General features: G+C 61.2%; 30 protein-coding genes and 1 other RNA gene. 14 read left to right on the top strand and 17 right to left on the bottom strand.

Translation table 11 applies throughout. The features are described 5' to 3' along the window. Window positions 1-55: 55 nt before the first annotated feature. The 6 genes from truB to rimP form a co-directional block, all read right to left on the bottom strand. Window positions 56-988 carry a tRNA pseudouridine(55) synthase TruB gene (gene truB, locus FHT97_RS14950; protein WP_183863244.1) on the bottom strand — a complete coding sequence of 311 codons (933 nt, stop codon included), beginning with the start codon at window positions 986-988 and terminating at the stop codon, window positions 56-58. 12 nt (window positions 989-1,000) lie between these two features. Then, on the bottom strand, window positions 1,001-1,411 hold the full coding sequence (gene rbfA / locus FHT97_RS14945) for a 30S ribosome-binding factor RbfA (protein WP_183863242.1): 411 nt from the start codon (window positions 1,409-1,411) through the stop codon (window positions 1,001-1,003). A gap of 75 nt (window positions 1,412-1,486) precedes the next feature. Beyond that, entirely contained in the window at window positions 1,487-4,243 is a 2,757-nt protein-coding gene (infB, locus tag FHT97_RS14940) for a translation initiation factor IF-2 (protein WP_183863240.1), read from the bottom strand. A gap of 100 nt (window positions 4,244-4,343) precedes the next feature. Further along, window positions 4,344-5,033 (bottom strand): RNA-binding protein, encoded by a 690-nt coding sequence (locus FHT97_RS14935; protein WP_183753773.1) that lies wholly within the window; start codon window positions 5,031-5,033, stop codon window positions 4,344-4,346. Next, on the bottom strand, window positions 5,033-6,637 hold the full coding sequence (gene nusA / locus FHT97_RS14930) for a transcription termination factor NusA (protein WP_114710517.1): 1,605 nt from the start codon (window positions 6,635-6,637) through the stop codon (window positions 5,033-5,035). Before nusA ends, FHT97_RS14935 begins: the two co-directional genes overlap by 1 nt. A gap of 62 nt (window positions 6,638-6,699) precedes the next feature. Then, window positions 6,700-7,305, bottom strand: coding sequence for a ribosome maturation factor RimP (gene rimP / locus FHT97_RS14925; protein ID WP_037131128.1), 606 nt, complete (start codon window positions 7,303-7,305; stop codon window positions 6,700-6,702). Between the two features lie 227 nt (window positions 7,306-7,532). On the opposite strand from rimP, the gene FHT97_RS14920 reads away from it, so the two are divergent. After that, a complete protein-coding gene (locus FHT97_RS14920; protein ID WP_183863238.1) occupies window positions 7,533-9,164 on the top strand; it encodes an MFS transporter in 1,632 nt (543 codons plus the stop codon). 8 nt (window positions 9,165-9,172) lie between these two features. After that, a complete protein-coding gene (locus tag FHT97_RS14915; protein WP_183863236.1) occupies window positions 9,173-9,628 on the top strand; it encodes a GNAT family N-acetyltransferase in 456 nt (151 codons plus the stop codon). A gap of 2 nt (window positions 9,629-9,630) precedes the next feature. Here the strand turns inward: FHT97_RS14915 and FHT97_RS14910 are convergent, their stop codons facing one another. Continuing rightward, entirely contained in the window at window positions 9,631-10,884 is a 1,254-nt protein-coding gene (locus tag FHT97_RS14910; protein WP_183863234.1) for a lytic murein transglycosylase, read from the bottom strand. A gap of 8 nt (window positions 10,885-10,892) precedes the next feature. After that, window positions 10,893-11,498 carry a recombination mediator RecR gene (recR, locus tag FHT97_RS14905; RefSeq protein ID WP_016552214.1) on the bottom strand — a complete coding sequence of 202 codons (606 nt, stop codon included), beginning with the start codon at window positions 11,496-11,498 and terminating at the stop codon, window positions 10,893-10,895. A gap of 57 nt (window positions 11,499-11,555) precedes the next feature. On the opposite strand from recR, the gene FHT97_RS14900 reads away from it, so the two are divergent. Continuing rightward, window positions 11,556-12,179, top strand: coding sequence for an MOSC domain-containing protein (locus tag FHT97_RS14900; protein ID WP_183863232.1), 624 nt, complete (start codon window positions 11,556-11,558; stop codon window positions 12,177-12,179). On the opposite strand, the gene FHT97_RS14895 is transcribed toward FHT97_RS14900, so the two are convergent. Then, window positions 12,176-12,712, bottom strand: coding sequence for an alpha/beta hydrolase (locus FHT97_RS14895; protein WP_183863230.1), 537 nt, complete (start codon window positions 12,710-12,712; stop codon window positions 12,176-12,178). The two genes, FHT97_RS14900 and FHT97_RS14895, sit on opposite strands and share 4 nt — an antisense overlap. Window positions 12,713-12,822: 110 nt before the next feature. Here FHT97_RS14895 and FHT97_RS14890 point away from each other — a divergent pair, with 110 nt between their 5' ends. Both FHT97_RS14890 and FHT97_RS14885 read left to right on the top strand, forming a co-directional pair. Beyond that, a complete protein-coding gene (locus tag FHT97_RS14890; protein WP_183863228.1) occupies window positions 12,823-13,305 on the top strand; it encodes an Lrp/AsnC family transcriptional regulator in 483 nt (160 codons plus the stop codon). Between the two features lie 84 nt (window positions 13,306-13,389). Beyond that, window positions 13,390-13,917, top strand: coding sequence for a DUF992 domain-containing protein (locus tag FHT97_RS14885; protein WP_016552210.1), 528 nt, complete (start codon window positions 13,390-13,392; stop codon window positions 13,915-13,917). 1 nt (window position 13,918) lies between these two features. On the opposite strand, the gene FHT97_RS14880 is transcribed toward FHT97_RS14885, so the two are convergent. From FHT97_RS14880 to ffs, 4 genes are all read right to left on the bottom strand, one after another. Next, window positions 13,919-14,530 carry a LysE family translocator gene (locus FHT97_RS14880; RefSeq protein ID WP_183863226.1) on the bottom strand — a complete coding sequence of 204 codons (612 nt, stop codon included), beginning with the start codon at window positions 14,528-14,530 and terminating at the stop codon, window positions 13,919-13,921. A gap of 73 nt (window positions 14,531-14,603) precedes the next feature. Then, window positions 14,604-14,927 (bottom strand): YbaB/EbfC family nucleoid-associated protein, encoded by a 324-nt coding sequence (locus FHT97_RS14875; protein WP_007799011.1) that lies wholly within the window; start codon window positions 14,925-14,927, stop codon window positions 14,604-14,606. 22 nt (window positions 14,928-14,949) lie between these two features. Beyond that, window positions 14,950-16,818, bottom strand: a complete 1,869-nt coding sequence (locus tag FHT97_RS14870) for a DNA polymerase III subunit gamma/tau (RefSeq protein ID WP_183863224.1) — start codon at window positions 16,816-16,818, stop codon at window positions 14,950-14,952. Between the two features lie 46 nt (window positions 16,819-16,864). Beyond that, an RNA gene (ffs, locus tag FHT97_RS14865) (signal recognition particle sRNA small type) lies at window positions 16,865-16,961 on the bottom strand. A gap of 88 nt (window positions 16,962-17,049) precedes the next feature. On the opposite strand from ffs, the gene FHT97_RS14860 reads away from it, so the two are divergent. From FHT97_RS14860 to FHT97_RS14840, 5 genes are all read left to right on the top strand, one after another. Then, window positions 17,050-17,460: an HIT family protein gene (locus FHT97_RS14860; protein ID WP_183753784.1), complete on the top strand. Its 411-nt coding sequence runs from the start codon at window positions 17,050-17,052 to the stop codon at window positions 17,458-17,460. Next, on the top strand, window positions 17,457-18,419 hold the full coding sequence (gene nudC / locus FHT97_RS14855; RefSeq protein ID WP_183863222.1) for an NAD(+) diphosphatase: 963 nt from the start codon (window positions 17,457-17,459) through the stop codon (window positions 18,417-18,419). Before FHT97_RS14860 ends, nudC begins: the two co-directional genes overlap by 4 nt. A gap of 24 nt (window positions 18,420-18,443) precedes the next feature. Then, window positions 18,444-19,127 (top strand): YafY family protein, encoded by a 684-nt coding sequence (locus FHT97_RS14850; RefSeq protein ID WP_183863220.1) that lies wholly within the window; start codon window positions 18,444-18,446, stop codon window positions 19,125-19,127. Between the two features lie 69 nt (window positions 19,128-19,196). Next, window positions 19,197-19,424, top strand: a complete 228-nt coding sequence (locus tag FHT97_RS14845) for a hypothetical protein (protein ID WP_183753788.1) — start codon at window positions 19,197-19,199, stop codon at window positions 19,422-19,424. 101 nt (window positions 19,425-19,525) lie between these two features. Then, complete coding sequence (locus tag FHT97_RS14840; RefSeq protein WP_183863218.1) at window positions 19,526-19,894, top strand: VOC family protein; 369 nt, start codon at window positions 19,526-19,528, stop codon at window positions 19,892-19,894. Window positions 19,895-19,930: 36 nt separating this feature from the next. Here FHT97_RS14840 and FHT97_RS14835 read toward each other — a convergent pair whose 3' ends face one another. Both FHT97_RS14835 and FHT97_RS14830 read right to left on the bottom strand, forming a co-directional pair. After that, window positions 19,931-20,791 carry a prephenate dehydratase gene (locus tag FHT97_RS14835; RefSeq protein WP_016552202.1) on the bottom strand — a complete coding sequence of 287 codons (861 nt, stop codon included), beginning with the start codon at window positions 20,789-20,791 and terminating at the stop codon, window positions 19,931-19,933. A 10-nt stretch (window positions 20,792-20,801) separates the two neighbouring features. After that, the gene (locus FHT97_RS14830) at window positions 20,802-21,557 is read right to left on the bottom strand and encodes a 3-deoxy-manno-octulosonate cytidylyltransferase (RefSeq protein WP_183863216.1); all 756 of its coding nucleotides are present in this window, start codon (window positions 21,555-21,557) and stop codon (window positions 20,802-20,804) included. 154 nt (window positions 21,558-21,711) lie between these two features. Here FHT97_RS14830 and FHT97_RS14825 point away from each other — a divergent pair, with 154 nt between their 5' ends. Next, window positions 21,712-22,287 carry a c-type cytochrome gene (locus tag FHT97_RS14825; protein ID WP_016552200.1) on the top strand — a complete coding sequence of 192 codons (576 nt, stop codon included), beginning with the start codon at window positions 21,712-21,714 and terminating at the stop codon, window positions 22,285-22,287. Window positions 22,288-22,351: 64 nt separating this feature from the next. On the opposite strand, the gene FHT97_RS14820 is transcribed toward FHT97_RS14825, so the two are convergent. Continuing rightward, entirely contained in the window at window positions 22,352-23,299 is a 948-nt protein-coding gene (locus FHT97_RS14820; protein WP_183863214.1) for an AEC family transporter, read from the bottom strand. After that, a complete protein-coding gene (locus tag FHT97_RS14815; RefSeq protein WP_183863212.1) occupies window positions 23,202-23,492 on the bottom strand; it encodes a hypothetical protein in 291 nt (96 codons plus the stop codon). The genes FHT97_RS14820 and FHT97_RS14815 overlap by 98 nt, the downstream gene beginning before the upstream one ends. A 295-nt stretch (window positions 23,493-23,787) precedes the next feature. On the opposite strand from FHT97_RS14815, the gene FHT97_RS14810 reads away from it, so the two are divergent. The 3 genes from FHT97_RS14810 (at window position 23,788) to FHT97_RS14800 (ending at window position 25,250) form a co-directional block, all read left to right on the top strand. Beyond that, complete coding sequence (locus FHT97_RS14810; RefSeq protein ID WP_016552198.1) at window positions 23,788-23,997, top strand: cold-shock protein; 210 nt, start codon at window positions 23,788-23,790, stop codon at window positions 23,995-23,997. Between the two features lie 50 nt (window positions 23,998-24,047). Further along, entirely contained in the window at window positions 24,048-24,587 is a 540-nt protein-coding gene (locus FHT97_RS14805) for a hypothetical protein (protein WP_183863210.1), read from the top strand. A gap of 423 nt (window positions 24,588-25,010) precedes the next feature. Further along, a complete protein-coding gene (locus FHT97_RS14800) occupies window positions 25,011-25,250 on the top strand; it encodes a hypothetical protein (protein ID WP_183863208.1) in 240 nt (79 codons plus the stop codon). Window positions 25,251-25,295 lie beyond the last annotated feature (45 nt).

The raw sequence follows: 25,295 nt of genomic DNA, 5'->3' as shown, positions 1-25,295 counted from the left end.
CCATCTGAGGTTTCGTTCGGCCTGCAACGGGCCGAAACCGGAGGTTTATCGAGCCTCAGCCGAACACGCGCTTCGGGCGGAACTCACCCTGGCCGATCTCGCCGATCGCGACCAGTTTGCCGCGGGACGTGGCATAGGCTTCGCTTTCGGCAACCGGTGCATCGCGACCGCGCACGAGGATCGGATTGCCCATCTTCAGCCTGTGCGCCTGGTCGTCGTTGACGACCAGATGCGGCAGCGAGGAGAGCGCTTCGCTGGTCTCGATCAGCAGGGTATCCAGAGCTGCAAGCCGTTCGTCCGCGTCTTCGACTGTCTCAAGCGCAACGAGATCGGCAAGCGGTATCATCGTCTCTTCGGCAAATGGAGCGACAAAGCTGCGACGCAGGCCGGAGATATGGCCATAACAGCCAAGCTCGCGGCCGAAATCGCGCGCAAGCGCCCGCACATAGGTGCCCTTGCCGCATTCGACCTCGAAATGCGCCGTATTGGCATCCTGGCAAGACAGGAGCGTCAGACGGAAAATCTCGACCTCGCGCGACGGAATCTCGACGGCTTCACCTTCACGCGCCAGATCATAGGCGCGCTCGCCCGATATCTTGATGGCGGAAAATTGCGGCGGCACCTGACTGATCACGCCGGTGTATTTCGGCAGGAGGTCGCGGATCTGCTGTTCGCTCGGGCGCTTGTCGGAGCTCTGCGTCACATCGCCCTCGAGATCGTCCGTTGCACGCTCCTCGCCCCAAGTCACGGTGAATTCGTAAATCTTGCGGCCGTCCATCACGTAGGGGACGGTCTTGGTCGCATCGCCAAGGGCGATCGGCAACATCCCCGACGCCAGCGGGTCGAGCGTGCCGGCGTGACCGCACTTCTGCGCCTTGAACAGCCACTTTATCTTGGAAACGGCTTCAGTGGAGCCGAAATCGACCGGCTTATCAAGGATCAGCCAGCCCGAGATCGGGCGGCCTTTCGGTTTGCGTGGTTTGGACATCAGTCTCTTCTACTATTCTTCTTCGGTATCGCCGTGATCGAGATCGCGCTGGACCTCGGGCGAGCGCAGCAACTCGTCGATCTTCTTGTAATTGTCGAAGCTCGTATCGTCGCGGAAGCGGACCTCCGGCATGTACTTCATCTGCCGTAGCTGGGACCCGAGGCGGCCGCGAATGTATTTTGCATTGCGGTTTAGCGCACCAATCACCGCATCATGATCCGTCACACCGAGCGGTGTCACGTAGGCCGTCGCGATCTTCAGATCGGGTGACATGCGGACTTCGGAGATGGAAATGACAGTCTTCTCGATCACGTCATCGCGCACTTCGCCGCGCTGCAGAACCTGCGTGATCGCGGCGCGAACCTGCTCGCCGACGCGCAGCATACGCTGCGAAGGTGCGGAGGTTGTTGGTCTTGTTGCCATTTTTCTTTGCCTCAAAAGGTTCGGGCGCCGGCCTCAGTTGATCCGGCGCCCGTCCAAATTTCCAGTTTCACACGATCAGAGCGTACGCGTGATGTGCTCGACGCGGAAGCACTCGATCGTGTCGCCGGCGCGGATGTCTTCGTAATTCTCGAAAGCCATACCGCATTCCTGGCCGGAATGCACTTCCGAGACTTCATCCTTGAAGCGCTTGAGCGTCTTGAGCTTGCCTTCGTGGATGACGACGTGGTCGCGGACGAGGCGAACGCCGACGCCACGCTCGACCTTGCCTTCGGTAACGCGGCAACCCGCGACCTTGCCGACCTTCGTGATGTTGAACACCTCGAGGATCTCGGCATTGCCGAGGAAGGTTTCGCGACGCTCCGGCGAAAGCAGGCCCGACATCGCCGCCTTAACGTCATCCACCAGATCGTAGATGATGTTGTAGTAGCGGATTTCGATGCCCTGGCGCTCAGCCAGCGTACGAGCCTGCGCATTCGCACGGACGTTGAAGCCGATGATCGCGGCGCCAGATGCCTCGGCAAGCGAGATATCCGATTCCGTCACACCGCCGACGGCCGAGTGAACGATGCGGGCACGGACTTCGTCGGTACCGAGCTTTTCGAGCGCGCCTGCGATCGCTTCGATCGAACCCTGCACGTCGCCCTTGATGACCAGCGGGAACTCCTTGACGCCAGCGGACTGCAGCTGCGTCATCATCTGTTCCAGCGAGCCGCGCTGGCCAGAATGGCGGGCGGCGGCCTTGTCGCGAGCGAGACGCTGGCGGTATTCCGAGATCTCGCGGGCACGGCTTTCGTTTTCGACGACGGCGAACCTGTCACCGGCCTGCGGCGTACCGGAAAGGCCAAGCACCTCGACCGGCATGGCCGGCGGGGCTTCCTTGACATGATCGCCCTTGTCGGTGACGAGGGCGCGGACACGACCCCAGACATCACCGGCGACGATGATCTGGCCAGGCTTCAGCGTACCGTTCTGGACGAGAACCGTGGCAACCGAACCGCGGCCGCGGTCGAGCTGAGCTTCGATGACCGTTCCTTCCGCCGTGCGGTTCGGGTTGGCCTTGAGGTCCAGGATTTCGGCCTGCAGCAGGATGGCTTCCAGCAGCTTGTCGAGGTTCAAGCCGGTCTTGGCCGAAACTTCGACGTCGAGAACTTCACCGCCCATCGATTCCACGAAGACTTCGTGCTGCAGGAGCTGCGTGCGCACCTTCTGCGGATCGGCACTCGGCTTGTCGACCTTGTTGATCGCCACGATGATCGGAACACCAGCGGCCTTGGCGTGGTTGATCGATTCGATGGTCTGCGGCATGACGCTGTCGTCGGCCGCAACGACCAGGATCGCAATGTCCGTCGCCTGTGCACCACGGGCACGCATGGCCGTGAAGGCGGCGTGGCCAGGGGTGTCGATGAAGGTGATCTTCTGACCGTTCTGCTCGACCTGATAAGCACCGATATGCTGGGTGATGCCGCCGGCTTCGCCGGCAACCACGTTGGCATGGCGGATGGCGTCGAGCAGCGAGGTCTTGCCGTGGTCGACGTGACCCATGATGGTCACAACAGGCGGACGGGAAACGCGATCGCCTTCGGCGTCGGCAATGTTGAAGATGCCTTCTTCAACGTCAGATTCCGAAACGCGCTTGACCGTATGGCCGAATTCGCCGGCGATGAGCTCCGCGAGGTCGGCGTCGATGACGTCGCCCGGCTTCATCATCTGACCTTCCTTCATCAGGTACTTGATAACATCAACGGCGCGTTCAGACATGCGCTGCGACAGTTCCTGAATCGTGATGGTCTCCGGCAGGATGACTTCGCGGACAACCTTTTCGCGGGTTTCCTGCATCTGGCTGCGGCGGAACTTCTCCTGGCGGCGGCGCATGGCGGCCATCGAGCGGCCACGGGCGTTGCCGTCGTCGTCGGTGCTCGCAGCGGTGATTGTCAGCTTGCCCTGACGGCGGCCTTCGTCGCCCTTCGGGCGCGCGGTAACGGGCTTTGCCGGTTCCGGACGCACGATACGGCCACGCGCCGGAGCGCCGCCACGCGGTGCTGCGCGATCGTCTTCGTCGGATTCGCGGCGACCGCGACCGGCAGGTCCAGGTGCAGCGGCTCCCGGCGCCGGACGCGCCTGGGCCGGCGACGGCGCGCCATCGGGACGCCGTGCGGCGGGAGCCGACGGCTGAACGCGTGGGGCTTCGGCGCGAGGCGCGGCAGCAGCGGACGCTGCAACTTCAGCCGGAGCCGGAGCCGCAGCAGCGGCGGCAGCTTCCGCGACACTAGCAGCAGCTTCCTCTGCAGCGCGGCGCTTGGCTTCTTCAGCCTCGGCAGCCTGGCGCGCAGCTTCTTCAGCGGCACGACGCTTTTCTTCTTCGGCGCGGCGAACCGCATCTTCAGCATCGCGAACCTGCGCCATGGCGAGCGCGCGGCGGCGTGCATCCATTTCCTCAGGCGACAGATGATTCAGAACCACCGGACGGGGGCGATCCTGCTGGCGCGGAGGCTGAGAAGATGGCTGTTGCGGACGCGACTGCTGGCCGCCGGCCGGCTGGATGCGCGGCTGCGGAGCCTGCGGTGCACGCGGCTGATGCGCGCTCGGAGCGGCTTCGGTGCGTACCGGGGCGGCGGCGGAGCTTACGGGGGTGATCGGGCGTTCGTCTTCCGGACGCATCGGACGCCGCTTGCGGGTCTCGACAACGACCGCCTTGGTGCGCCCGCGGCCCATGTCCTGGCGCACGGTGCCCTGGCTCATTCCCGACGGCTTCAGGGTCAGAGTCTTCTTGCCCGGGCCGTTCAGTGTCTTGTCGTCATTGCTATCGGTCATTCGTTCCCGTTCCTTCGGACAGGGAGCGATGACGTCATCAAACCCTGTCAATCAAATATGTCGATCAATGATATCGGGGCCGGACAAGCCGGTGACCGCATCATTGTTTTTGCCGGCCAGCGCCGCCCGCTGCCCGGGACTGACCGCCGTTGCGGTACTGTTCGAGCATCTTTGCGCGCTTCACTACACCCTCACCCGCCTGCCCTGCAAGCACTGCAGCATGGATAAAAGCGTTCTGGCCCATCAGGCCTTCCATTTCGCTCTCCGAGAAGAGACGGTAGGAAGGTATTTCCTCCTCGGTCTCCATTCCGAGGTGCCAGGCCTTGCGGGCCTGGTCGATTTTTCTCACGCCGTCTTCGGCGGCATTCGTTGCGTGGAACACCGCAATCGCGGCCCCACTCCTGACTGCGGCATCCACTTTCGCGGAGCCGGTAACGAACTGCCCCGCCTTGCGGGCCATGTTCATCATCTGCATCAACTGCTGCGCTAGCAGCATCCCGACGGTTTCGCCGAGAGCGGCGTCCGCCTTCACATCCGCTTTCAACGCACGGGCGAAGAGCTTCTTCGCCACGGCCTTGTCGACCAGCGAGCGGTCGATCTTCACCCAACAGCCGCGTCCCGGAAGCTGGCGCTTCAGGTCGGCGATGACTGTCCCATCCGGAGCGGCAACGAAGCGGATCAGCTCATCCGGCGATCCGCTTTCGCGCGTCACGATGCACATGCGACCATTCACGTCATATCCTGCAAGATCCTCGTCCTCAGGAGAAACGGTCGGCTCACGCGCGGACATTATACTTCCTGCTCGGCCTCGGGAGCTTCTTCAGCTTCCGCGTCCTTGGCGAGGTCTTCCTCGGTGATCCAGCCAGCCGCGAGGCGAGCCTGAACGACCATCTGCTCGGCCTCGACGCGCGAAACGTCGAATTTGGAGAACAGGCCCTCGAACTTCTTGGTCTCGCCGTTCTTGCGTTCGCTCCAGCCAACGAGATCGTCAGCGGCACAGCCGGCAAAGTCCTCGATCGTCTTGATGCTGTCTTCGCCGAGTGCGACCATCATCTGGGCGGTCATGCCGTCGATCTGGCGCAGTTCGTCGGAAACGCCGAGCGCCTTGCGCTTTTCGTCCATTTCGGCTTCGAGCTTTTCGAGATATTCGCGAGCACGGGTCTGGATTTCCTGTGCCGTGTCTTCGTCGAAACCGTCGATCGAGGCGATTTCGTCGAGATCGACGTAGGCCAGTTCTTCAACAGCCGCGAAGCCTTCGGAGGCCAGAACCTGGCCGACCATTTCGTCAACGTCGAGCGAATCCATGAACAGGTTGGTGCGCTCGTTGAATTCCTTCTGACGGCGCTCGGATTCTTCGGCTTCCGTCATGATGTCGATGTCCCAGCCGGTCAGCTGCGAGGCCAGGCGAACGTTCTGGCCGCGACGGCCGATGGCCAGCGACAGCTGCTCGTCGGGAACGACGACTTCGATGCGCTCGGCATCTTCATCGAGAACGACCTTGGCGACTTCAGCTGGCTGCAGGGCGTTGACGACGAAGGTCGCCGGGTCCTGCGACCACGGAATGATGTCGATCTTTTCGCCCTGAAGCTCGCCGACAACGGCCTGAACGCGCGAACCACGCATACCGACGCAGGCGCCGACCGGATCGATCGACGAGTCGTTCGAGATCACGGCGATCTTGGCGCGCGAACCCGGATCACGGGCAACGGACTTCACCTGGATGATGCCGTCGTAGATTTCCGGCACTTCCATGGTGAAGAGCTTGACCATGAACTGCGGATGCGTGCGCGACAGGAAGATCTGCGGGCCGCGCTGTTCACGACGAACGTCATATACGTATGCACGGACGCGATCGCCATAGCGGACGTTTTCGCGCGGGATCATTTCGTCGCGGCGGATGATGCCTTCGCCACGGCCGAGGTCGACGATGACGTTGCCGTATTCGACGCGCTTGACGGTGCCGTTGACGATTTCGCCGACGCGATCCTTGAACTCGTCGAACTGGCGGTCACGCTCGGCTTCCCGAACCTTCTGGACGATAACCTGCTTGGCGGACTGGGCGGCAATGCGGCCAAAATCCATCGGCGGCAGCGGATCGGCGATGAAATCGCCAAGGGCTGCGTCCGGGTTGCGGTCGCGGGCCAGTTCGAGCGGGATCTGGGTCGAATAATCCTCGGCCTTGTCGACAACTTCGAGCAGACGCTGAAGACGGATTTCACCGGTCTTCGGATTGATGTCGGCGCGGATATTGGACTCGGTGCCGTAGCGGGAGCGCGCGGCCTTCTGGATCGCATCTGCCATCGCGGCAAGCACGATCTCGCGGTCGATCACCTTTTCGCGCGCCACTGCATCTGCGATCTGCAGAAGTTCGAGCCGGTTCGCACTGACTGCCATTGTCTTTTCTCTCCGTCTAGGCGTTCAGGGTTCCCTTTCCCCGGCGCCACAAGTTGATCGGTTTATTCTTCGTCTTCCGCTTCGTTCTGGTTCGCGGCCTCTGCCTTCGCCAGCTTGTCGGCGCGCAGTGCATCGCGGATCAGATCGTCGGTCAGAATGAGCTTCGCATCGGCGAGGGCCGTGAAAGGAATGACGATATTCTGTTCCTCACCCTCGGAAACCTGATCACGCTCGAGCGTGAAACCGTTTGCGTCGGTTGCAACGATCTTGCCCCGGAAGCGCTTACGGTTGCCGACCATGATCGACGTTTCGCACTTCAGAAGGTGTCCCTGCCAGCGCACAAAATCGGACTTCCGCACCATCGGGCGGTCGATACCCGGCGAAGACACTTCCAGATGATACTCTCTATCGATCGGATCTTCCACATCGAGAACCGGAGAAACGGCCATCGAGACCTCTTCGCAGCCTTCGACGTCCATCGTTCCATCGTTGCGCTCGGCCATGATCTGCATGGTGGCGCCGTTCTGGTTGAGCATGCGTACGCGGACCAGACGGTAGCCCAGGTCGACAAGCACGGGCTCGATTATGTCCGCAAGGCGCTGATCGAGACCGGTCTCGGTGATCAGCCGCGGCTCAAGTTCATTGTTGGCGTTCGTCGGATCCGACAAGCGATGCGCTCCTCGCAATTTTCTGCATTTCGGATGATCGCGGTAATAAAAAAGAGCGGGTCCTTGCGGCCCACTCTTCATCAAAACGATCAAGATTTGAGAGCCATATAGGCCGGTTTTTACGAAATTGCAAGGTCCGTCGCCAACCTTCGGCTTGGCGGTCGCCCAAGGTAGCCAGCGGCATCTTTCGGCATATATTGGTCGGGGGACCGCCATCGGGAGGGATCGTGCCTTACAATTCGTCGACACTGGCGCCGCTACGGCACGAAACCTACCGAACAATCTGGTTTGCAAGCCTCGCTTCGAATTTCGGCGGCCTGATCCAGGCGGTCGGCGCCGCCTGGCTGATGACCACCATCACCTCCTCAGAGAACATGGTCGCACTCGTGCAAACTTCGACGGCACTGCCGATCATGCTCTTCTCGCTTCTATCAGGCGCTCTTGCCGACAGCTTCGATCGTCGCCGGGTGATGCTGACGGCGCAATACTTCATGCTGGGCGTCTCCGCACTGCTGAGCGTTTCGGCCTATTTCGGCTGGCTTTCGCCGTGGCTTCTGCTGTTCTTCACGTTTCTGATTGGCTGCGGCACGGCATTGAACAACCCATCATGGCAGGCGTCCGTCGGCGACATGGTGCCACGTCCGGACCTGCCTGCAGCCGTGACGCTCAATAGCGTCGGCTTCAACATCACCCGCAGCGTCGGTCCGGCGATTGGTGGCGTCATTGTCGCCGCCGGTGGGGCGGCAGCAGCCTTTGCCGCCAACACGTTCAGCTACTTCGCACTGATTTATGCGCTAATCCGTTGGAAACCGAGCCTGCCGACCTCTACCCTTCCACGGGAAACCCTGGGCAGGGCGGTCTTTGCCGGGCTTCGCTATGTGTCGATGTCGCCCAACCTGCAAAAGGTACTGCTGCGTGGCCTCATTTTCGGAATCAGCGCCAGCTCCATTCTGGCACTGCTGCCGATCGTGGCGATCAACCTGGTTGTCGGCGGCCCGCTGACCTACGGCCTGATGCTCGGTTCCTTCGGCATCGGCGCGATCGGCGGTGCGATGTTGAATGACGGGCTGCGTGACCGCTTCTCGAGCGAAACGATCATACGGATTTCGTTCGCGGGCTTTGCCTTGAGCGCCGTCGTCGCCGCCTTCAGCCCGATTGCCGCGCTGACCTGTGCCGGACTGGTGGTATCCGGCGCCTGCTGGGTGCTGGCGCTATCACTGTTCAATACCATCGTGCAGCTGTCGACGCCGCGCTGGGTCGTCGGTCGCGCGCTGTCACTCTATCAGACCGTGACCTTCGGCGGCATTGCGGGTGGCAGCTGGATCTGGGGCGTGGCCGCCGACCGCTACGGTGTCTCAAACGCCCTGCTGATCTCCGCGGTCGTCATGCTCTTCGGCATCGTCGTCGGGCTGCGCTTTGCCATGCCGGCATTTGCCTCGCTCAACCTCGACCCGCTGAACCGCTTCACCGAGCCGGCGCTCAGTCTTGATATCACCCCGCGCAGCGGCCCGATCGTCGTCCAGATCGATTACGAAATCGCAGATGCTGACGTGCCGGAGTTTCTGGCATTGATGGGTGACCGCCGGCGCATCCGCATTCGCGACGGCGCCCGCAATTGGGCGCTGATGCGCGACCTCGAAAAGCCCGGGCGGTGGACGGAGACCTACCATACGCCGACCTGGGTCGAATACATCAGGCACAATCAACGCCGCACGCAGGCCGATGCCGAAAACATCGAACGGCTGCGCGACCTGCACCGCGGTGAACAACTACCGCAGGTGCACCGGCTGATCGAGCGTCAGGCGATTCCACCCAATGACGACGTCTTCTACAAGGCGCCGATCGACCTCCATCATTGAGGCAAGACATGCATTCCTTTCGCCCTGCCCGTCGTTCCGATCTGACCGATATCATCGGCCTACTTTCCGATGACTATCTCGGCGCCACGCGCGAGGTCGTCTCCGATCCACCAGATACCAGATATATTGCAGCATTCGCGGCGATCGAGGCCGATGCCAACCAGTTGCTGGCCGTCGCCGTCGATGAGCGCGATCGCATCGTCGGCTGCCTGCAGCTGACGTTCATCCCTGGTTTGTCGCGGACTGGGATGTGGCGCGGGCAGATCGAAAGCGTGCGTGTCGCCAGCGACGCCCGCGGCTCGGGCCTCGGCTCCGATTTCATCGAATGGGCCGTTGGGCGTTGCGCCGAGCGCGGTTGCGGCCTGGTGCAATTGACCTCCGACAAATCGCGGACGGAGTCGATCCGGTTCTACGAGAAGATGGGGTTCGTCGCGAGCCACGAAGGGCTGAAGCGTAGCCTCTAGGTTTACTTCAACCTGCCGATCATCGATGCCTCGGGATAACAGGTGGGCTTCATGCCATTCCTTTCCTGCCACTGGCCGATGGACCGGCGCGTCTTGTAGCCTGGCAAGCCATCGGAGCCGCCGACATCGTAGCCCTTCTTCTCCAGTGCCTTCTGCATGGCTGCGACGTCGGAGCGCAACATCTTGCCGACATCGCCCCACGGCCCCTGGAAGGCGCCGGAACCATAGGCAATCCGATCCGCGAGGTTACCGATATAAAGGGCGTAAAGATCGGAGTTATTGTACTCCTTGATCACATAGAAGTTCGGGGTGACGACAAATTCCGGTCCGTCGCGACCAGCCGGAACGAGCATCATCCCGGATGCCTTGCCTTCATCCGAAGGGAAAGCCTTGCCCGATATTCTGACAATGCCAAGCGATGCCCAATGCGACACCGGCTTTGCGAGATCCGGTCCCTCCTGCGCGCAGGAGACCTGCGCCGGGATCGTCACCTCGTAGCCCCAGCCGCGGCCGCGCTGCCAACCTTTCTGCGCCAGGAAGTTGGCGATAGAGGCAAGGGTATCGGGGACCGACGTCCAGATATTCGGATGGCCGTCGCCATCGAAATCGACCGCATATTTCAGATAGCTGGTCGGCATGAATTGCGGCTGGCCGAGTGCCCCGGCGGATGACCCCTTGAATTCGGCCGGCGTTGCGTCGCCACGATCAATGATGTGGAGAGCTGCGAGCAGTTCCGTGCGGAACATCTCCTTGCGCGTCGACATGAAAGCCTTGGTCGCGAGCACCTCGATTGCCGAGTTCGGGATCTTGGCCGCACCGAACCCCGTTTCGCGGCCCCAGACAGCCAGCACGATCGACCCGGGAACCCCGTAGGTCCTCTCGATCTTCTTCAGCGCCGACGCATATTGCGAGGCAAAACCGCGGCCGGTGGTAGCCAATCGTTTCAGCCGATCCTCATTGAAATAAGGGGCCGGAGAGGAAAATTCGGCCTGCGTCTGCTTCTGCTCCTTCGACGGCGGAAAGCCGGGAGGGGCGAGATCCGTCAGGCTCCAATTGAGTTCGACACCGGCGAACGACGCACGGAACGCTCGCTCGGAAATGCCGTTCTTCTGCGCTTCCGGCCAGAGATCGTTCTGCACCCATTTCTCGAACTGCGCTTCGACATCGGCCTTCGACGCGGAAAGCACCGGCGTGCATGACAGAGCCAGAAGCGCCGCCGTCGCGGTCAAAAGGCGGCCGAAAATGCGCTTGCTCATGCTTCCCCCTAGATTGCCGTGCGTGCCCGGAGTGCCGCCTGCAGCGTTCCTTCGTCGAGATAGTCCAGTTCGCCGCCGACCGGAACGCCGTGGGCAAGCCGCGTGATCTTGACGTCCAGTCCGGTCAGCTGGTCGGTTATATAGTGTGCTGTCGTTTGACCCTCGACCGTGGCATTGACGGCGATGATGAGCTCGCGAATGCCGCCCGCCGTGACGCGTTCGATCAGGCCACGAATGTTGAGATCGTCAGGACCGACGCCATCCAAGGGCGAGAGGGTACCGCCGAGAACATGGTAGGCCGCATTTAGGGCGGCGGCACGTTCCAGCGCCCAAAGGTCAGATACATCCTCGACAACGATGATGACGGACTGGTCGCGCCGGTCGTCCGTGCAGACGGTGCAGGGATCGACGGTATCGACATTGCCGCAACGTGAGCAAATCTTCACCTTGTCGTAGGCCTCACCCATCGCATTCGACAAAGGGCCAAGCAGCTGGTCCTTCTTCTTGATCAGATGCAGCGCGGCGCGGCGTGCGGAGCGCGGGCCGAGGCCCGGCACCTTCGCCAGAAGCTGGATCAGTTTTTCGATTTCGGGGCCGGTGACTCGCTTTGCCATGAGCGGTTATTAGCCCATATGGTGGAAAAACGGAAACAGGTTGGACGAGCCGAACGAATGAAAATCCTTGCCGTCTGCATCGGAAGTGCCGAGCGTCTGCCCGGCAAGAGCTACAAGACGGGAATCTACAAGCATCCGATCAGCGGCAGCGTGCTTGTCGATGCCGAGGGGCTGGTCGGTGACGCCATCTGCAACCGGAAGCACCATGGCGGCGTCGACCAGGCGGTCTATCTCGAGGGATCACTGACGCTCGACTGGTGGTCGACGGAGCTGGGGAGACCGGTCGAACCAGGCACATTCGGCGAGAACATTGTAATCGACGGTCTCGACAACCGCATCGTTTGCGTCGGGGATCGATTCATAGCCGACGATCTTGTTTTGGAGGTTACCAGCGCGCGTATCCCTTGCGCGACGTTCGCCGCGCGAATGGGCGACCCTGGCTTCGTCAAGCGCTACACCAAGTCCGCCCGACCGGGCATCTATTGCCGTGTCATCAAAGGCGGAACGATTGCAGCCGGAATACCGGTCGAGCATCTCCCCTATGGCGGTGAAAAAGTCACGATGCCTGACATGATCGCCACGTTCGGCAAGGTTCTCGCGCCGCAGGATCGCGACCGCTATCTCGCGGCCCCGATCCACTACAAGCTTCGCGATATTCTCGAAGAGCAGGCAGCCCCCTAGCGCAAGCGCGCCTCAAGGGCTGCCAGAGCAGCGCGTCCCCGCGGCCAATCCCCAAGCCCGCTTGTCCCGTTTATATGGCCGCGGGTGCCGATCTCCATGAACTCGCTGCCCCAACCATTCGCCGTGGTGCGCGCATAGTCAAGCGAGCCGAAGGGATCGTCGCTGCTCGCGATGACCAGAGACGGGAATGGGAGCGCCGTGTCGGGCGGATTGGCAAAGCCGGCGGCCTCGCAGGGAAAGGCCGGCGAGGTCGGATTTGGTGGTGCTACCAGTAGGGCGCCACCGGCCCGATGCCTACTCCGCGCCGCCCAATGGGCAACAAGCAGGCAGGAGAGGCTATGAGCGACGAGAAGCGGTTCCGCCTTCGACTGCGCGACGGCATGGTCCAATGCCGCAATCCAATTGTCGAGTTCGGGTCGATCCCAACTCGAAGGCGAAAAGCGCTGCATGCGCGCGTCGCTCGCCTCCCACCGAGATTGCCAATGTGTTTCGCCGGACCCGCCAATGCCGGGCAAAGTGATGATATCTCGCATCGATTCCTTCCTGTTGCTCACAGGATAAGCTGCGTGAGATAGTCAGCTACCGACATAGGAAATCATCGGGAAAACCGTCCTCAAGCCGATGAATTAAAGGCGATACAAAAATGGCTGATTTCGTAAGCCGGCAACTTGACCCTACCGACATGCTGATTGTCGAGATCATGCAGGCCGACGGGCGTATCACCGTTTCCGAACTGGGGCGAAAGGTCGGCCTGTCGCAGCCGGCCGCGTCCGAGCGGCTAAAGCGCCTGGAGGAGCGAGGCATCATCGAGGGCTACGGTGCCCGCATCAATACCGCGGCACTCGGCCTGGGCATGATGGCCGTCATCCGGCTGCGCACCATTCACGAACATATCCGCGCCTGCCTCAAACAATTCTCTGAAACACCTGAAATCATCGAGGTTCTGAGGTTGACCGGGGAGGACTGTTTCGCCCTGAAGGTGCTGGTTCCCTCGCCGTCCGAGCTTGAAATCATCGTCGACAGCATCGCTCGCTATGGTGCGGTAACAACATCCCTCGTGTTGCGTAGCGAGCCCCCAAAGCCGATCGGACGCGAACTGATGAAACTAGCGCGCAATCACTCATGAGGCGGATTTCGATCGCCGCCACTTGCTGAGGCGAAGAACACTCCTAGATTTTCACGCACGGGGTGTAAATCGAAGGAGGCTCGCATGTCCATCGCAAGACTTATCGCGGCGGCCGTCATCGCCGCAACAGCCACTACCTTCCTATCAGCAACGCCGGCAGCAGCCCGCGTCAAGGTCGGCTCGTTGGGCTGTGACATATCTCCGGGATTCGGTGTCATCATCGGCTCCAAACGGACGCTCAACTGCATTTTTACACCGTCTTCCCCTGATCGGCCAAGCGAACGATACACCGGCACGATCACCAAATTCGGCGTCGATATCGGGACGCTCGCTGGCGGCGGCATGATCTGGCTCGTCTATGCGCCGACCAATCGGCTCGACGGAGCGCTGCAGGGCAGTTACGCGGGCGTCGCAGCCAATGCTACGGTCGGCCTTGGCGTCGGGGCTAATGTCCTGATCGGCGGCTTCGAAGGCTCGATTGCTTTGCAACCGGTATCGGCTGAGGGCACGTCCGGCCTCAATATCGCAGCAGGCGTTGCGAGTATGGTCCTGACTTGGGTGCCGCCGGCACCACCGCCTTTGCCGCCCAAGCGTCACATCTCGCAGAGGTAGCCTAACGGATCGCGATTGCCACCGCGGCGCCGGCCATCGTGCCGGCACTCGCGCGGTTGGCCATGCGCACAGCACGCCGGCTCTTCAGGAAGCTTCTTGCCTTGGCGGCGAGCAGCGCCCAACTGATATCGATCACGATCAACACCAGAAGCATGGTCACAACCAGTTCGGCCCAGCCGACTATGGTCACCGACTGAATGTCGATGATCGAGGGCAGCAGCGCCATGTAGAACATCATGATCTTGGGATTGCCGAGCGTGACCGTCATGCCGGCGAGGAAAAGCTTCAACGGCGACTGCGCATCAGGCAGCGCCTCGCCGTCACTATCAGGCGATGCGAACCACATCTTCCAGGCGAGATACAACAGATAGCAGACACCCAGCCACTTGATGGCAATGAAAGCATAGTGGAAGGTTTCGGCAATCGCCGCCAAGCCGGCGACGGCGCAGGTCAGCCAGATTGCTTCGCCGAGCCACATGGCCGCAAGGAACGGCAGAACGTCGCGCGCACCCTTGGAAATCACGCGGGCGACGAGCGCAGCAACGCTTGGACCCGGCGAGCCAGCCGCGACAAACAACGCGCAGGCGAAGACAAACAGACTGGTCAACGTCATCGGCAATCCTCCCTGTTGCGTGACGGAAGCGATGCCAGCGCAGCCGACACCGCCCTCTCGATCTACCGGATGATCAGAACGGCATCTTGAAGCCGGGAGGAATCGGCAGGCCGGCAGTCAACGCCTTGGTCTTTTCGGCAGCGGCCGCTTCGGCCTTGTCCTTGGCATCCTTGTGCGCGGCAACGATCAGGTCCTCGAGGATTTCGACGTCGTCTTCCTTGAAGAGGGACGGGTCGATCTTAAGGCTCTGCATCTCGCCCTTGCCGTTGAGGATCACGGTGACGAGACCGCCACCCGACTTGCCTTCCGCATGGAGTTCGGCGATTTCCGCCTGCATCTTCTCCATCTTGGCCTGCATTTCCTTGACTTTGCCCATCATGCCCATGATGTCGCGCATCGTCTCGCTCCTTCTCGATACTTTAGAAAATTATGTCGTCGCCAGGCAGGATGTCGCCTTCGTCGGATTCGGCAGCGGCAGGCGCCTTGACCTCTTCTTCCTCATCCGGTTCCGGCGCCCGTACGCGAACGTCGATGATCTTGGCGCCCGGAAACTGTGCGAGGATCGCCGCCACATCCGGATCCTGCCGGGCGTCGCTCACCTGCTGCGCCTTGGCATTCGCTTCGGCCTCGACCATGGTCGGCTGGCCTTCCTCGCGACTGAGGCTGACGATCCAATGGATGCCGGTCCAGTCCTTGAGCTTGACTGCCAGTTCGTTCAGCAGCGTGCCGGGGGCACCTTCCGTCAGATTGACGTCGAGGCGACCGGGCTCGATGCGCACCGGGCGCACGAAGTTGCGCACCAGCGCCTTGATCTTCACATCGCGCTTGTCGCCGGCCAGATTGGCGATATCGCCAATGGAATTGACCGACACCAGCGGCTTCGGCGCCTCGGTCGGCTTCGTCTCGACGCGGCCGACCGGCACGTTGTGCGGATCGGGATTGGGGACGGCGCGCAGCATCGCGGTCGGACCGGCGGGGTGTGGACGCGGGATCGACTCGGTCGATCGAGCCGCCAGATTGCCCTGGTAGTTCACCGTTGCGCCGCCACCGCCGTTGCCAGATGGCGCAGACGGGCGACCGCCACCGTTCGTCTCGGAAAACTCCGCCAGGCGACGGGCGGCGTCTTCGGGTGCCGGCAGATGCGCGGCATGCGCCAGCCGGATCAACACCATCTCTGCGGCGCCGGCCGGACGCGAGGAGCCCTCGGCCTCCGGAATGCCCTTCAGCAACATCTGCCAGATGCGTGACAACGTCGTCACCGCCACGCCCTTAGCGAATTCAGCAGCCTTCGTGCGTTCGACTTCGCTGAGCGAAGGGTCGTTTGCCGCATCAGGCACATATTTCAGGCGCGTGACCAGATGCGTGAAGTCAGCAAGATCGGTCAGCACGGCAACGGGATTGGCACCCGCTTCGTATTGGCTTTCGAATTCGCCGAGCGCCGCTGCGACATCGCCTTTGACGATGTGATGAAAGAGATCGACGATGCGGGCGCGGTCGGCGAGGCCGAGCATGCCGCGCACCATTTCAGCCAGAACCGCGCCGCCGCCATGGGCGATCGCCTGGTCAAGCAGCGAAAGACCATCGCGTGCGGAGCCTTCGGCGGCACGCGCAATCATCGCCAGCGCATCGGGTTCGGCCTCGATGCCTTCCTTCGATGCAATCGTGGTGAAAAGGCCGACAAGATCAGACGCGCTGATGCGGCGCAGGTCGAAGCGCTGGCAGCGCGACAGGACCGTGATCGGGACCTTGCGGATTTCGGTCGTCGCGAAGATGAACTTCACATGCTCCGGCGGCTCTTCGAGCGTCTTCAGCAGACCGTTGAAGGCCTGCGTCGAGAGCATGTGCACTTCGTCGATGATGTAGACCTTGTAGCGCGCCGAGACCGGGCGGTAGCGTACCTGCTCGATGATCTCTCTGATGTCGTCGATACCCGTGTGGGAGGCGGCGTCCATCTCGATGACGTCGACATGCCGGCCTTCCATGATCGCCTGGCAATGCTCACCGGGGATCCGCAGATCGATCGTCGGCTTGTCGATCTCTGCCGTCTTGTAGTTCAGCGCACGGGCGAGGATGCGGGCGGTCGTCGTCTTGCCGACACCGCGAACGCCGGTCAGCATATAGGCCTGCGCGATACGACCGGTCTCGAAGGCGTTGGTCAGGGTCTGGACCATCGGCTCCTGGCCGACCATCAGATCTGTGAAATCCTTGGGGCGGTATTTGCGTGCCAGCACCCGGTATCCGGTGCCCGTCGAGGCGGCATCTTTTGACTGTCGCTCGGTGTCGCTCATCGCCCTGCTTATCACCCGGACTGCCCGAGCAAGAATGGAGAGAAAGGTGGGAGGCTGGCACGATGACCCGTGCCGGGCTCGTTAGGGCTGCTTCCTTCCGGACCTGACCCGGTTGGCGAGTGGCTCGTCCACCACCAACCTCCCGGATGCACATATCGGCAATATCGCCATCAAAAGCAAGCCAAGCTCAAAAAAAACTGCTAGCCTCAGGAAAACATGGAGGAATGCCTGTTGGACGAATTCAAGCTCGACCGTCGGCTGGAAAGCGATAGCGACAGTGTCATGCAGACGGGGCTGTGTGATCTGCGGTTGTCGAAGGACGCCCGTTGGCCGTGGCTGATCCTCATACCGCGCAGGACGGATATCAGCGAAGTCTTCGAGCTGACACCTCTCGATCAGGTGATGCTGACATTCGAGACCGAGATGGTCGCCGCTGCGCTGAAGAAGACAACCGGCGCCACAAAAATCAACATCGGGGCCCTTGGCAACATCGTCCGTCAGCTTCATGTTCATGTCATTGCCCGCTTCGAAGGCGATGCCAATTGGCCAAATCCGGTTTGGGGTTTCGGCAAGGCAGAGCCTTACGCTGCGGAAAAGAGAAATGACCTTATAGAGAAGTTGCGGGAAGCCCTTTCATCATGAGCCGTTCGCTTTTCGATTCGGATGTTCCGCATCCGGAACCCAGCAGCCTGACTGCCTTCGCCGCCAATGACCTGATCCGCGATTCCGAACATCGCGACGAGACGTCGGTCGACAAGGCATTGGCCAAGGAAGGAACCCATATCTTCGCTTTCGCCGGCGACAAGCTGGTTCTGAAGCATGACGGCCAAGTGCTTGACCCGCTGTTTGCCCGCTACGAACTGAAGGACCTGCAGCCAAACTGGGACGAGACGGTGCTGCTCGGCTACCGCAAGACCGGCGAGCCGCGACTGGCGGTTCCGGTCGGCGTGTCCGAGGACGAGCTTGCCAGCCAGTACAAACCCGCAGACGGACGGTCGCTGTTTCGCGAGATGCTGCTCGACGAGGTTCTGCTTGGCGAATTTGCCCAGGGCGCCAGCCTTATCCGCTGGAACGGTGACAACAAGTTCTGTGGCCGCTGCGGATCGACGATGAGCATCCATATCGGTGGCTATAAGCGTGTCTGCACCGCGTGCGAGCACACGATCTTCCCACGCACCGACCCCGTCGTCATCATGCTAACGATCGACGAGGAACGCGATCATTGCCTTCTTGGGCGCAGCCCGCACTTCGCTCCGGGCATGTATTCCTGTCTTGCCGGTTTCGTTGAACCGGGTGAGACGATCGAGAACGCCGTGCGCCGCGAGACGCTGGAGGAATCCGGAATCCATACGGGACGGATCCGCTATCACGCCTCGCAACCATGGCCGATGCCGCATTCGCTGATGATCGGCTGCTATGCGGAGGCCAAATCCGAAACCGTCAAATTCGACAGCCAGGAACTGGAAGACTGCCGCTGGTTCACGCGCGAGGAAACGCTCGAGATGCTCGAGCGGCCCGGACTTACTGGCAAGGCGCCGCCGCCCAAGGGAGCCATCGCCCATCGGCTGATGCGCGACTGGGTGGAATGGAAAAAGCAATAAGGCCTGTAGAACGAGGCCCCTAAGATGGCACGCTCCGAACGCCTTCTGACTCTGCTGCAGACCCTGCGGCGCTATCGCCGGCCGGTCAGCGGTTCCGTGCTGGCGACCGAGACCGGCGTCAGCATCCGCACGCTTTACCGCGACATTTCGAGCCTGCAGGCGCAAGGGGCCTTGATTGAAGGCGAGCCCGGACTGGGTTACGTACTGAAACCGGGCTTTATGCTGCCACCGATGATGTTTTCGCAGGACGAAATCGAGGCGCTCGTTCTCGGCTCGCGTTGGGTCGCGCGGGCGGCCGATCCGCGGCTCGCCGCCGCCGGCGCCGACGCGCTCGCCAAGATCGCCGACGTGCTGCCGCAGGACATGCGCGACGAGATCGAGACGTCGACGCTGCTCGTCCACCTAAAGCCGCCCGTTGCCGACAAGGCGGACCTCGGCGCCATTCGCAAGGCGATTCGTACGGAGCGGATCCTCAAGCTGACCTATTCTGATGAGGGTGGAACCGTCTCCGTCCGCAATATCTGGCCCTTCGCGTTGAGTTACTTCGAGCAGGTTCGCGTCATCGTCGCCTGGTGTGAATTGCGTAAAGATTATCGTCATTTCCGCACCGACCGGATCGTCGAAATGATCCCGCAGGACGGACGTTATCCGCGCCGGCGCGCCGTGCTTCTCAAGGAGTGGCGGGACCAGCAGGATATTGCTCATTGAGCGCGACGCTACTGCCATAAACTGACAGTGGTCAGCGCTATTATCGGTACCAATCCAACAGGAGGACCGATGATGACGAGCTTGAACCTTACCCGATCGACGCGTGGCAACCATCCGGTCGACGAGACCCCTTGCGATGCAGGATATCCGCAATCCACACTTCTGCGCATGATGTTGAACGCTTCGCGCCAGATGGTGCTGAGGAGGTATTCGCGCCTCGATCTGGAGACCATGCCCGAGCCGATGAAACGTGATCTCGGCTTGGTGGACTGGGGCTGCCCCTGCCAAGAAGGTTAGACGCAAAGCAACTCCCAAGACGCACTGACCGACCGCCGCCGCTGCCAATGAGTGCAGCGGCGTTTCTTCGCCTGCCACCCTGCCACAACGAGGACAACCCGATGAACAGCCCGAACCTCATCATCTTATACGTCAAGGACCCATCCACGAGCGCCGGTTTCTACCGGTCGTTGCTCGGCCGCGAGCCGGTGGCCGAAGCCCCGAACTTCGTTGCCTTCGCGCTCGACGGCGGCTTCACACTCGGCCTCTGGCGGCTCAGCAAGGTAACGCCGCAGCCGTCAGCGACCGGCAGCCGCGCCGAAATCGCCTTCATGGTGCCCGGGGAGAACGGCGTCTCGACGCTCTATGAGGACTGGCGCAAGCGCCAACTCCCCATCGCGCAGGACCTCACGGACATGGATTTCGGGCCGACCTTCGTCGTTCTTGATCCGGACGGCCATCGCTTGCGTGTGTGCGAGCCGGACAAGTGAGTCGCAAAAAGAAAGGGCGCCCCCGAGGCGCCCTTTTTATTTCTGCAGCTGGCCCCGCATTGGGTGGCCCTTGTAGACCCCGAGAATACGCACCTTCTCGGAAAAGAAGCGCAATTCCTCCAGCGCGCGCCGGACATTAGGATCGTTCGGGTGACCTTCGATGTCGGCGTAGAACTGCGTGGCGACAAACTTGCCGCCGAGCTGATAGCTCTCAAGCTTGGTCATGTTGATGGTATTCGTCGCAAAGCCGCCGAGCGCCTTGTAGAGCGCGGCGGGGATGTTTCGGACGTTGAAGACGAACGTCGTGACGAGCTTTTCCTCGGCCGAGCTGCGATGCGCCCATTCTTCGTCGCGAGCAAGGACAACAAAGCGGGTGACGTTGTCCTCAGTGTCCTCGACGTTCTCGGCCACGATGTCGAGGCCATAGAGCTCCGCAGCAAGGCGCGGGGCAAGTGCGGCCATCGACCGATCTCCGGTCTCCTGGACGAGTTTTGCAGCACCTGCGGTATCGCCGGCGATCACCGGCTTCCAGCCATGTGAGCGGACGATCTTGCGGCACTGCCCGAGCGCGTGGATATGGCTGTGAACCGTGCGGATCTCATCCTTGGTGACGCCGGGAAGCACCATCAGCTGAAAGCGGATCGGCATGAAATACTCGCCGATGATGTGCAGGCGGGACTCCGGCAACAGGTGATGAATATCGGCGACGCGACCGGCGATCGTGTTTTCGATCGGGATCATTCCGATATCGGCATCGCCGTTCTCGACGGCCACAAAGGCATCCTCGAACGTCTGGCACGGCAACGGCTCCATGGTCGGAAACATGTCGCGGCACGCCATATCGGAGTTCGCACCGAACTCGCCCTGGAAGGCGATCCTGTTGGTTTTGATGTTCATGGAAAATCCGTCACTTCGTTCTTGCGGAGAGAATGCGCCGCGCCTTTTCAAGGTCGGCAGGAGTATCAACACCGAGCGGAACCGTGTCAACGAGCTCGACGTCGATGCGCATGCCGGCTTCCAGCGCGCGCAGCTGCTCCAGCGACTCGCGCCTTTCCAGGACCGATGGCCCAAGCGTCACGAAACGCTCCAAGGCGGACCGGCGATAAGCATAGAGGCCGATGTGATGATAGAGCGGCCCTTCGCCATAAGGCGCAGTGGCCCGCGTGAAATAAAGCGCTTTCAGTCGGCTTGCGGACAGTGGCGCGCCGACCACCTTGACAACATGGGGCGCCGTCTTGTCTGCCTCGTTATCGATCGCGATCGTCAGCGTCGCGATATCGACGTTGGGGTCCTCCAGCGGGCGCAACGCGGCGCGGACGGTTTCCGGCTCGATCGTCGGCAGGTCGCCCTGCACATTGACAATGACCTTGGCGCGGGCCTCCGGGTCAACCTTCCCCAGCGCTTCGTAAATGCGGTCCGAACCGGATTGATGATCCTTGCTGGTCATGACGACTTCGAAGCCCGCCTCAGCAACGACGTCATAGACCTGCTGGTCATCGACAGCGACGACGACACGGCCAATCTCGGCTTCCTTCGCCCGCAATGCCACTTGGACAATCATCGGCAGTCCGCAAATATCGGCAAGCGGCTTGCCCGGAAGACGGGTCGATGCCATGCGCGCCGGGATCAGCACAAGCACGTCATCTAAATTTGGACTGGTCATTGTTCGGGCCTTCTAATCCGGGCGGAAAGGTGTCAAAAAGTCTCACGCAGCAGCCCATTTAGACTGTTGCAACGGATAGCCAAAAGACATAGGTTCCGCGCGATTTCAAGATGGTCCGGTTTTATGTCTGCCGGCTGCAAGGGGAGCATTGCAGATGAATTCATACGTGAATACGGCTGTGGGGGCGCTGCTCGGGACGGTTTTCGTTCTGATGTCCGTCTCCATCGCGTCGGAGGGGATCTTTCATTCGGAAGCGCCGGAGAAGGAAGGTTTCGCGATCGTCGCTGACGAGGCACCCGCCTCCGGTGGCGGCGAGGCCGCACCGGCTGCAGCCGTTCCGATCGCACAGCTGCTTGCAAAGGCGGACGCCAAGGCTGGCGAAGCCGTGTTCAAGAAGTGTCAGGCCTGTCATGACGCGACCAAGGGGGGGCCGAACAAAGTCGGTCCGAACCTCTATGGTCTCGTCGATCGTCCGATCGGCACGCACGAGGCGTTTGCCTACTCGTCGGCGATGAAGGATTTCTCCAAAGGTGGCAGCGAGAAGTGGACCTTCGACCATCTGAACCACTTCCTGGCAGCGCCGAAGAAGTACGTTGCCGGTACGGCGATGGGCTTTGCCGGTCTCCCGAAGGATACGGATCGCGCCAACGTCATTCTTTACCTGCACACGCTGGCCGATTCGCCGGTTGCGCTTCCCGATCCGAACGCGCCGGATAGCGCCACGCAGTAAGACGCTGCTCGATTCCATAAGAAAACCTAAGCCCGGCCTGACGCCGGGCTTTTTCTTTTTTGCATTAGCCGCCGAGCAGAAAGGCCCAGAACGAAACGGAGATGGCCCCAAGCGCCGTCGTCAGCGTGATCGTCGACGCTGCGAGGCTGTGGCCGACACCGAAGCGATTGGCGATCAGCCAGGCGTTGACGCCTGTTGGGACGGACGAAATCAGCACAAGGGCAGCCGTCCAATCGCTGGCAAGCCCGACCAGATGGCTCGCCGCCCAGACGCAGGCGGGCAACAGCAGGAGCTTGAAGGCGGAGGTGACGCTGGCGATGCCGGCGTTGCCCGAAATTCCGTACTTCTCGAGCGCCATGCCGAGTGAGATCAGCGCAACCGGCCCGGCCACACCGGCAATCTGATCGACGATGGCGCCCACCGGCCCGGGCATGGTGAGCCCTAAGAGATGCATGGCAGCGCCGCCGGCCAAGCCGATCACCAGCGGGTTCTTAATGAGATTTTGGGCGATCTGGCGCACGACCTTGGCGATGCTGCGCTCCTTCTTGCCGGCGATCTTGTGCTCGGCGCGCTCCATCATGATGGTCCCTATGATCATCATCACAGGCAGATGGACCGCGATCAGAATGGAGAGTGGCACGAGCCCCTTGTCCCCGACCGTGCGCTGGACGAGCGGCAAGCCGATGAAGATGGTGTTGGCGAAGGCTGACGAAACACCGGCAAGCACGCCAATGCGGTCATCGCGGCCGAAGAAGCGCGTCGCGGCGATATGCGCCGCGATCCAAGTCACAGCAACGCCGGAAAAGTAGGCGATCCAGAGACGGAACGGCGAAGCACCATGAAAATCGGCCTTGGCGATCGTCCGGAACAACAGTAGCGGAACGGCGATCTTGAAGACGAACTCGCTCAGCGCATCACCGATCTCCGCTTTCATCAACCGCAGCTTCACCGTCAGCCAGCCAATCAGGATCATGATGAAGATGGGAAGGACGTCGAAGATGATGGCTGACATTGAGTACGGCTGCCTTGCGAGGGATAAGCATGCCTAGCAGCAAAATGACCGCAATGACAAACGCGCGGAGCACAAAAGCAAAAAAAGCGGGCTCTGCCCGCTTTTCCGCATCCGGTCCTGCCGGATAGCCGGTCTGCCATGCTGCCAGTTCATCCGTGGTCAGCGTCGCTCCGGTAACGTCGAAGGGCATCATTCCCTTCTCGAATGGCTGCAGCCTTTCGGATGCTCATGCCAATCTCGTTAAGGGGACTTATAGAGGCGGCAAATGACAGAGGGATGACGTCAGGGTGGCATTTTTGCGAAACATTGAGGCAAACCGCGACGATAGATTGTACTGTGTCGACGCCCCCGGCGCGAAGGTCTAGACCGCCGATCGGCGTTCGTACTGCCAGCGCCATTGCTCCATCCGGTCAAAACGGGACTTGTGCCCTCCGGCAAAATCGTGCGATGTCCCATTTTGGCTGGGGAGACCAACATGGGGGTAAATTTTGCCAACAGGTAAAGTCAAGTGGTTCAACCAGGACAAGGGCTTTGGGTTCATCACGCCGGATGACGGAGGCACCGATATCTTTTTGCATGTCACGGCCGCTCAACGGGGCGGAATCGACAATGTGAAGGAAGGCATGGGCGTCGCGTTCGAAGTCGCACAGGACCGTCGAACCGGCAGAACGTCTGCCGACAACGTCCGACAGGTTTGAAATGATCGGTGCGGCTGAAAGGCCGCACCGACTTGATGCTCGGAGACAAAATGAAGCGTCGCTTTGCTGTCTGCCTCTTCATGCTTCTCGCCACCGGACCGTCCCTCGCCGACGACGCCACCGCCAAGCTCGCGTTCTTCTACGACAGTTGCGTTTCCTCAGGTCCCGACTTCGAGCGTACGTCCGAGCGCGCGAAAGTCGATGCATGGCCTTCGATGGCACAGGACCTGGCGCTCACCTTCACGCCGATGGAAAACCCGGAAGCGCTCCAGGGATGGATTGTCAGCGGCGGCGAGAGCGAGAGCTTTCGTGCACTGGTGGTCTCCCGCGCGGACGTTGGCGGCAAGATTGTCGAAGGCTGCACGGTGGCATTGAGCGACGTCGACGCAACTGTCTTCGAGAGCGCCTTGGTCGAGAAGGCAAACGCCGTTTCGGCAGGCGAGGAACAAGGGCAGGACCGCATCTACAAGCGATATACAGCCACCATCAACGGACGCAGCGAAGCAATCACCCTGACGCTTCCGCTCTATGCAAAAGGCTCCGATCAAATCATCGCCAGTACGGTCGCAGAGCAGCAGATCGAACACTGAGATCGACTTACCCGCGACGGTGATCCTCCACTTCACTATGAGATTTTAATACAGGAAGCCTCGCGGCCGAATGGAAAGCATACGGCCACTTCCCCCATCTTAGTGATGAAGCGCCGTGAGCCGACGGCTACCCGAGTGACTTCAACATAACTGGCTCTTGCTCGACCGCTCTTCATATCGCCGCTGGGCAACGCATGGTGGTCGACTTCGGCTCGTTCAGCTGGCCACCTCATCCATAATCAGGAATCCGCATGCGTCCCCAAAAGAAGCCATTCGTCGTGGAGATCAAGAGAACACGCCGTCGTTCTTCAAGAGTGCCATCAAAAAGCAATGTTCCTTTGGAGAAGGCCAGTTCCGAACACGAAAGGCATCTCCGTAGCGGGTCTGCTGCGAGCGCCGCACCGAACGACGAAAGGCAATAGGATGGTGAGCAGACACCTCCCTCACGAATATTTCTTCCTCAATGGTTCGCAATCCGACGGACCGGTTATCGGCCACATCGACGGCCGCCCCATTCCTGCACGCATCATCGACACGCGAGGCAGCCGCTATCGCTTCGTGGGCCTCGCCCGCCGCGACCCGCGTGGCCGGCTCGATGTATCCGCGCTGCGGAGGAATGAGTGGCCGGTCGCACCCGACCTGATCTATGCGGCCGTTGCTTGAACCGCGACCTGTGGGACTTCACGGCGACCGGCTCGTGGTGTTTGA

The organism is Rhizobium sp. BK399, from assembly GCF_014194695.1.
Lineage (GTDB): Bacteria > Pseudomonadota > Alphaproteobacteria > Rhizobiales > Rhizobiaceae > Rhizobium.
This window is presented reverse-complemented; position numbering and strand designations above follow the sequence as displayed.

Bases quoted from the DNA above. Each gene is read 5' to 3' on its own strand.
- rbfA (WP_183863242.1), bottom strand. From the start codon at position 1,411: ATGGCAACAAGACCAACAACCTCCGCACCTTCGCAGCGTATGCTGCGC.
- FHT97_RS14825 (WP_016552200.1), top strand. From the start codon at position 21,712: ATGAATTCATACGTGAATACGGCTGTGGGGGCGCTGCTCGGGACGGTT.
- infB (WP_183863240.1), bottom strand. From the start codon at position 4,243: ATGACCGATAGCAATGACGACAAGACACTGAACGGCCCGGGCAAGAAG.
- recR (WP_016552214.1), bottom strand. From the start codon at position 11,498: ATGGCAAAGCGAGTCACCGGCCCCGAAATCGAAAAACTGATCCAGCTT.
- FHT97_RS14935 (WP_183753773.1), bottom strand. From the start codon at position 5,033: ATGTCCGCGCGTGAGCCGACCGTTTCTCCTGAGGACGAGGATCTTGCA.
- FHT97_RS14830 (WP_183863216.1), bottom strand. From the start codon at position 21,557: ATGACCAGTCCAAATTTAGATGACGTGCTTGTGCTGATCCCGGCGCGC.
- FHT97_RS14915 (WP_183863236.1), top strand. From the start codon at position 9,173: ATGCATTCCTTTCGCCCTGCCCGTCGTTCCGATCTGACCGATATCATC.
- FHT97_RS14910 (WP_183863234.1), bottom strand. From the start codon at position 10,884: ATGAGCAAGCGCATTTTCGGCCGCCTTTTGACCGCGACGGCGGCGCTT.
- nusA (WP_114710517.1), bottom strand. From the start codon at position 6,637: ATGGCAGTCAGTGCGAACCGGCTCGAACTTCTGCAGATCGCAGATGCA.
- truB (WP_183863244.1), bottom strand. From the start codon at position 988: ATGTCCAAACCACGCAAACCGAAAGGCCGCCCGATCTCGGGCTGGCTG.
- FHT97_RS14840 (WP_183863218.1), top strand. From the start codon at position 19,526: ATGAACAGCCCGAACCTCATCATCTTATACGTCAAGGACCCATCCACG.
- FHT97_RS14870 (WP_183863224.1), bottom strand. From the start codon at position 16,818: ATGAGCGACACCGAGCGACAGTCAAAAGATGCCGCCTCGACGGGCACC.
- FHT97_RS14835 (WP_016552202.1), bottom strand. From the start codon at position 20,791: ATGAACATCAAAACCAACAGGATCGCCTTCCAGGGCGAGTTCGGTGCG.
- FHT97_RS14820 (WP_183863214.1), bottom strand. From the start codon at position 23,299: ATGTCAGCCATCATCTTCGACGTCCTTCCCATCTTCATCATGATCCTG.
- FHT97_RS14875 (WP_007799011.1), bottom strand. From the start codon at position 14,927: ATGCGCGACATCATGGGCATGATGGGCAAAGTCAAGGAAATGCAGGCC.
- FHT97_RS14850 (WP_183863220.1), top strand. From the start codon at position 18,444: ATGGCACGCTCCGAACGCCTTCTGACTCTGCTGCAGACCCTGCGGCGC.
- FHT97_RS14805 (WP_183863210.1), top strand. From the start codon at position 24,048: ATGAAGCGTCGCTTTGCTGTCTGCCTCTTCATGCTTCTCGCCACCGGA.
- FHT97_RS14815 (WP_183863212.1), bottom strand. From the start codon at position 23,492: ATGATGCCCTTCGACGTTACCGGAGCGACGCTGACCACGGATGAACTG.
- FHT97_RS14880 (WP_183863226.1), bottom strand. From the start codon at position 14,530: ATGACGTTGACCAGTCTGTTTGTCTTCGCCTGCGCGTTGTTTGTCGCG.
- FHT97_RS14900 (WP_183863232.1), top strand. From the start codon at position 11,556: ATGAAAATCCTTGCCGTCTGCATCGGAAGTGCCGAGCGTCTGCCCGGC.
- FHT97_RS14895 (WP_183863230.1), bottom strand. From the start codon at position 12,712: ATGCGAGATATCATCACTTTGCCCGGCATTGGCGGGTCCGGCGAAACA.
- FHT97_RS14885 (WP_016552210.1), top strand. From the start codon at position 13,390: ATGTCCATCGCAAGACTTATCGCGGCGGCCGTCATCGCCGCAACAGCC.
- FHT97_RS14890 (WP_183863228.1), top strand. From the start codon at position 12,823: ATGGCTGATTTCGTAAGCCGGCAACTTGACCCTACCGACATGCTGATT.
- FHT97_RS14800 (WP_183863208.1), top strand. From the start codon at position 25,011: ATGGTGAGCAGACACCTCCCTCACGAATATTTCTTCCTCAATGGTTCG.
- FHT97_RS14845 (WP_183753788.1), top strand. From the start codon at position 19,197: ATGATGACGAGCTTGAACCTTACCCGATCGACGCGTGGCAACCATCCG.
- nudC (WP_183863222.1), top strand. From the start codon at position 17,457: ATGAGCCGTTCGCTTTTCGATTCGGATGTTCCGCATCCGGAACCCAGC.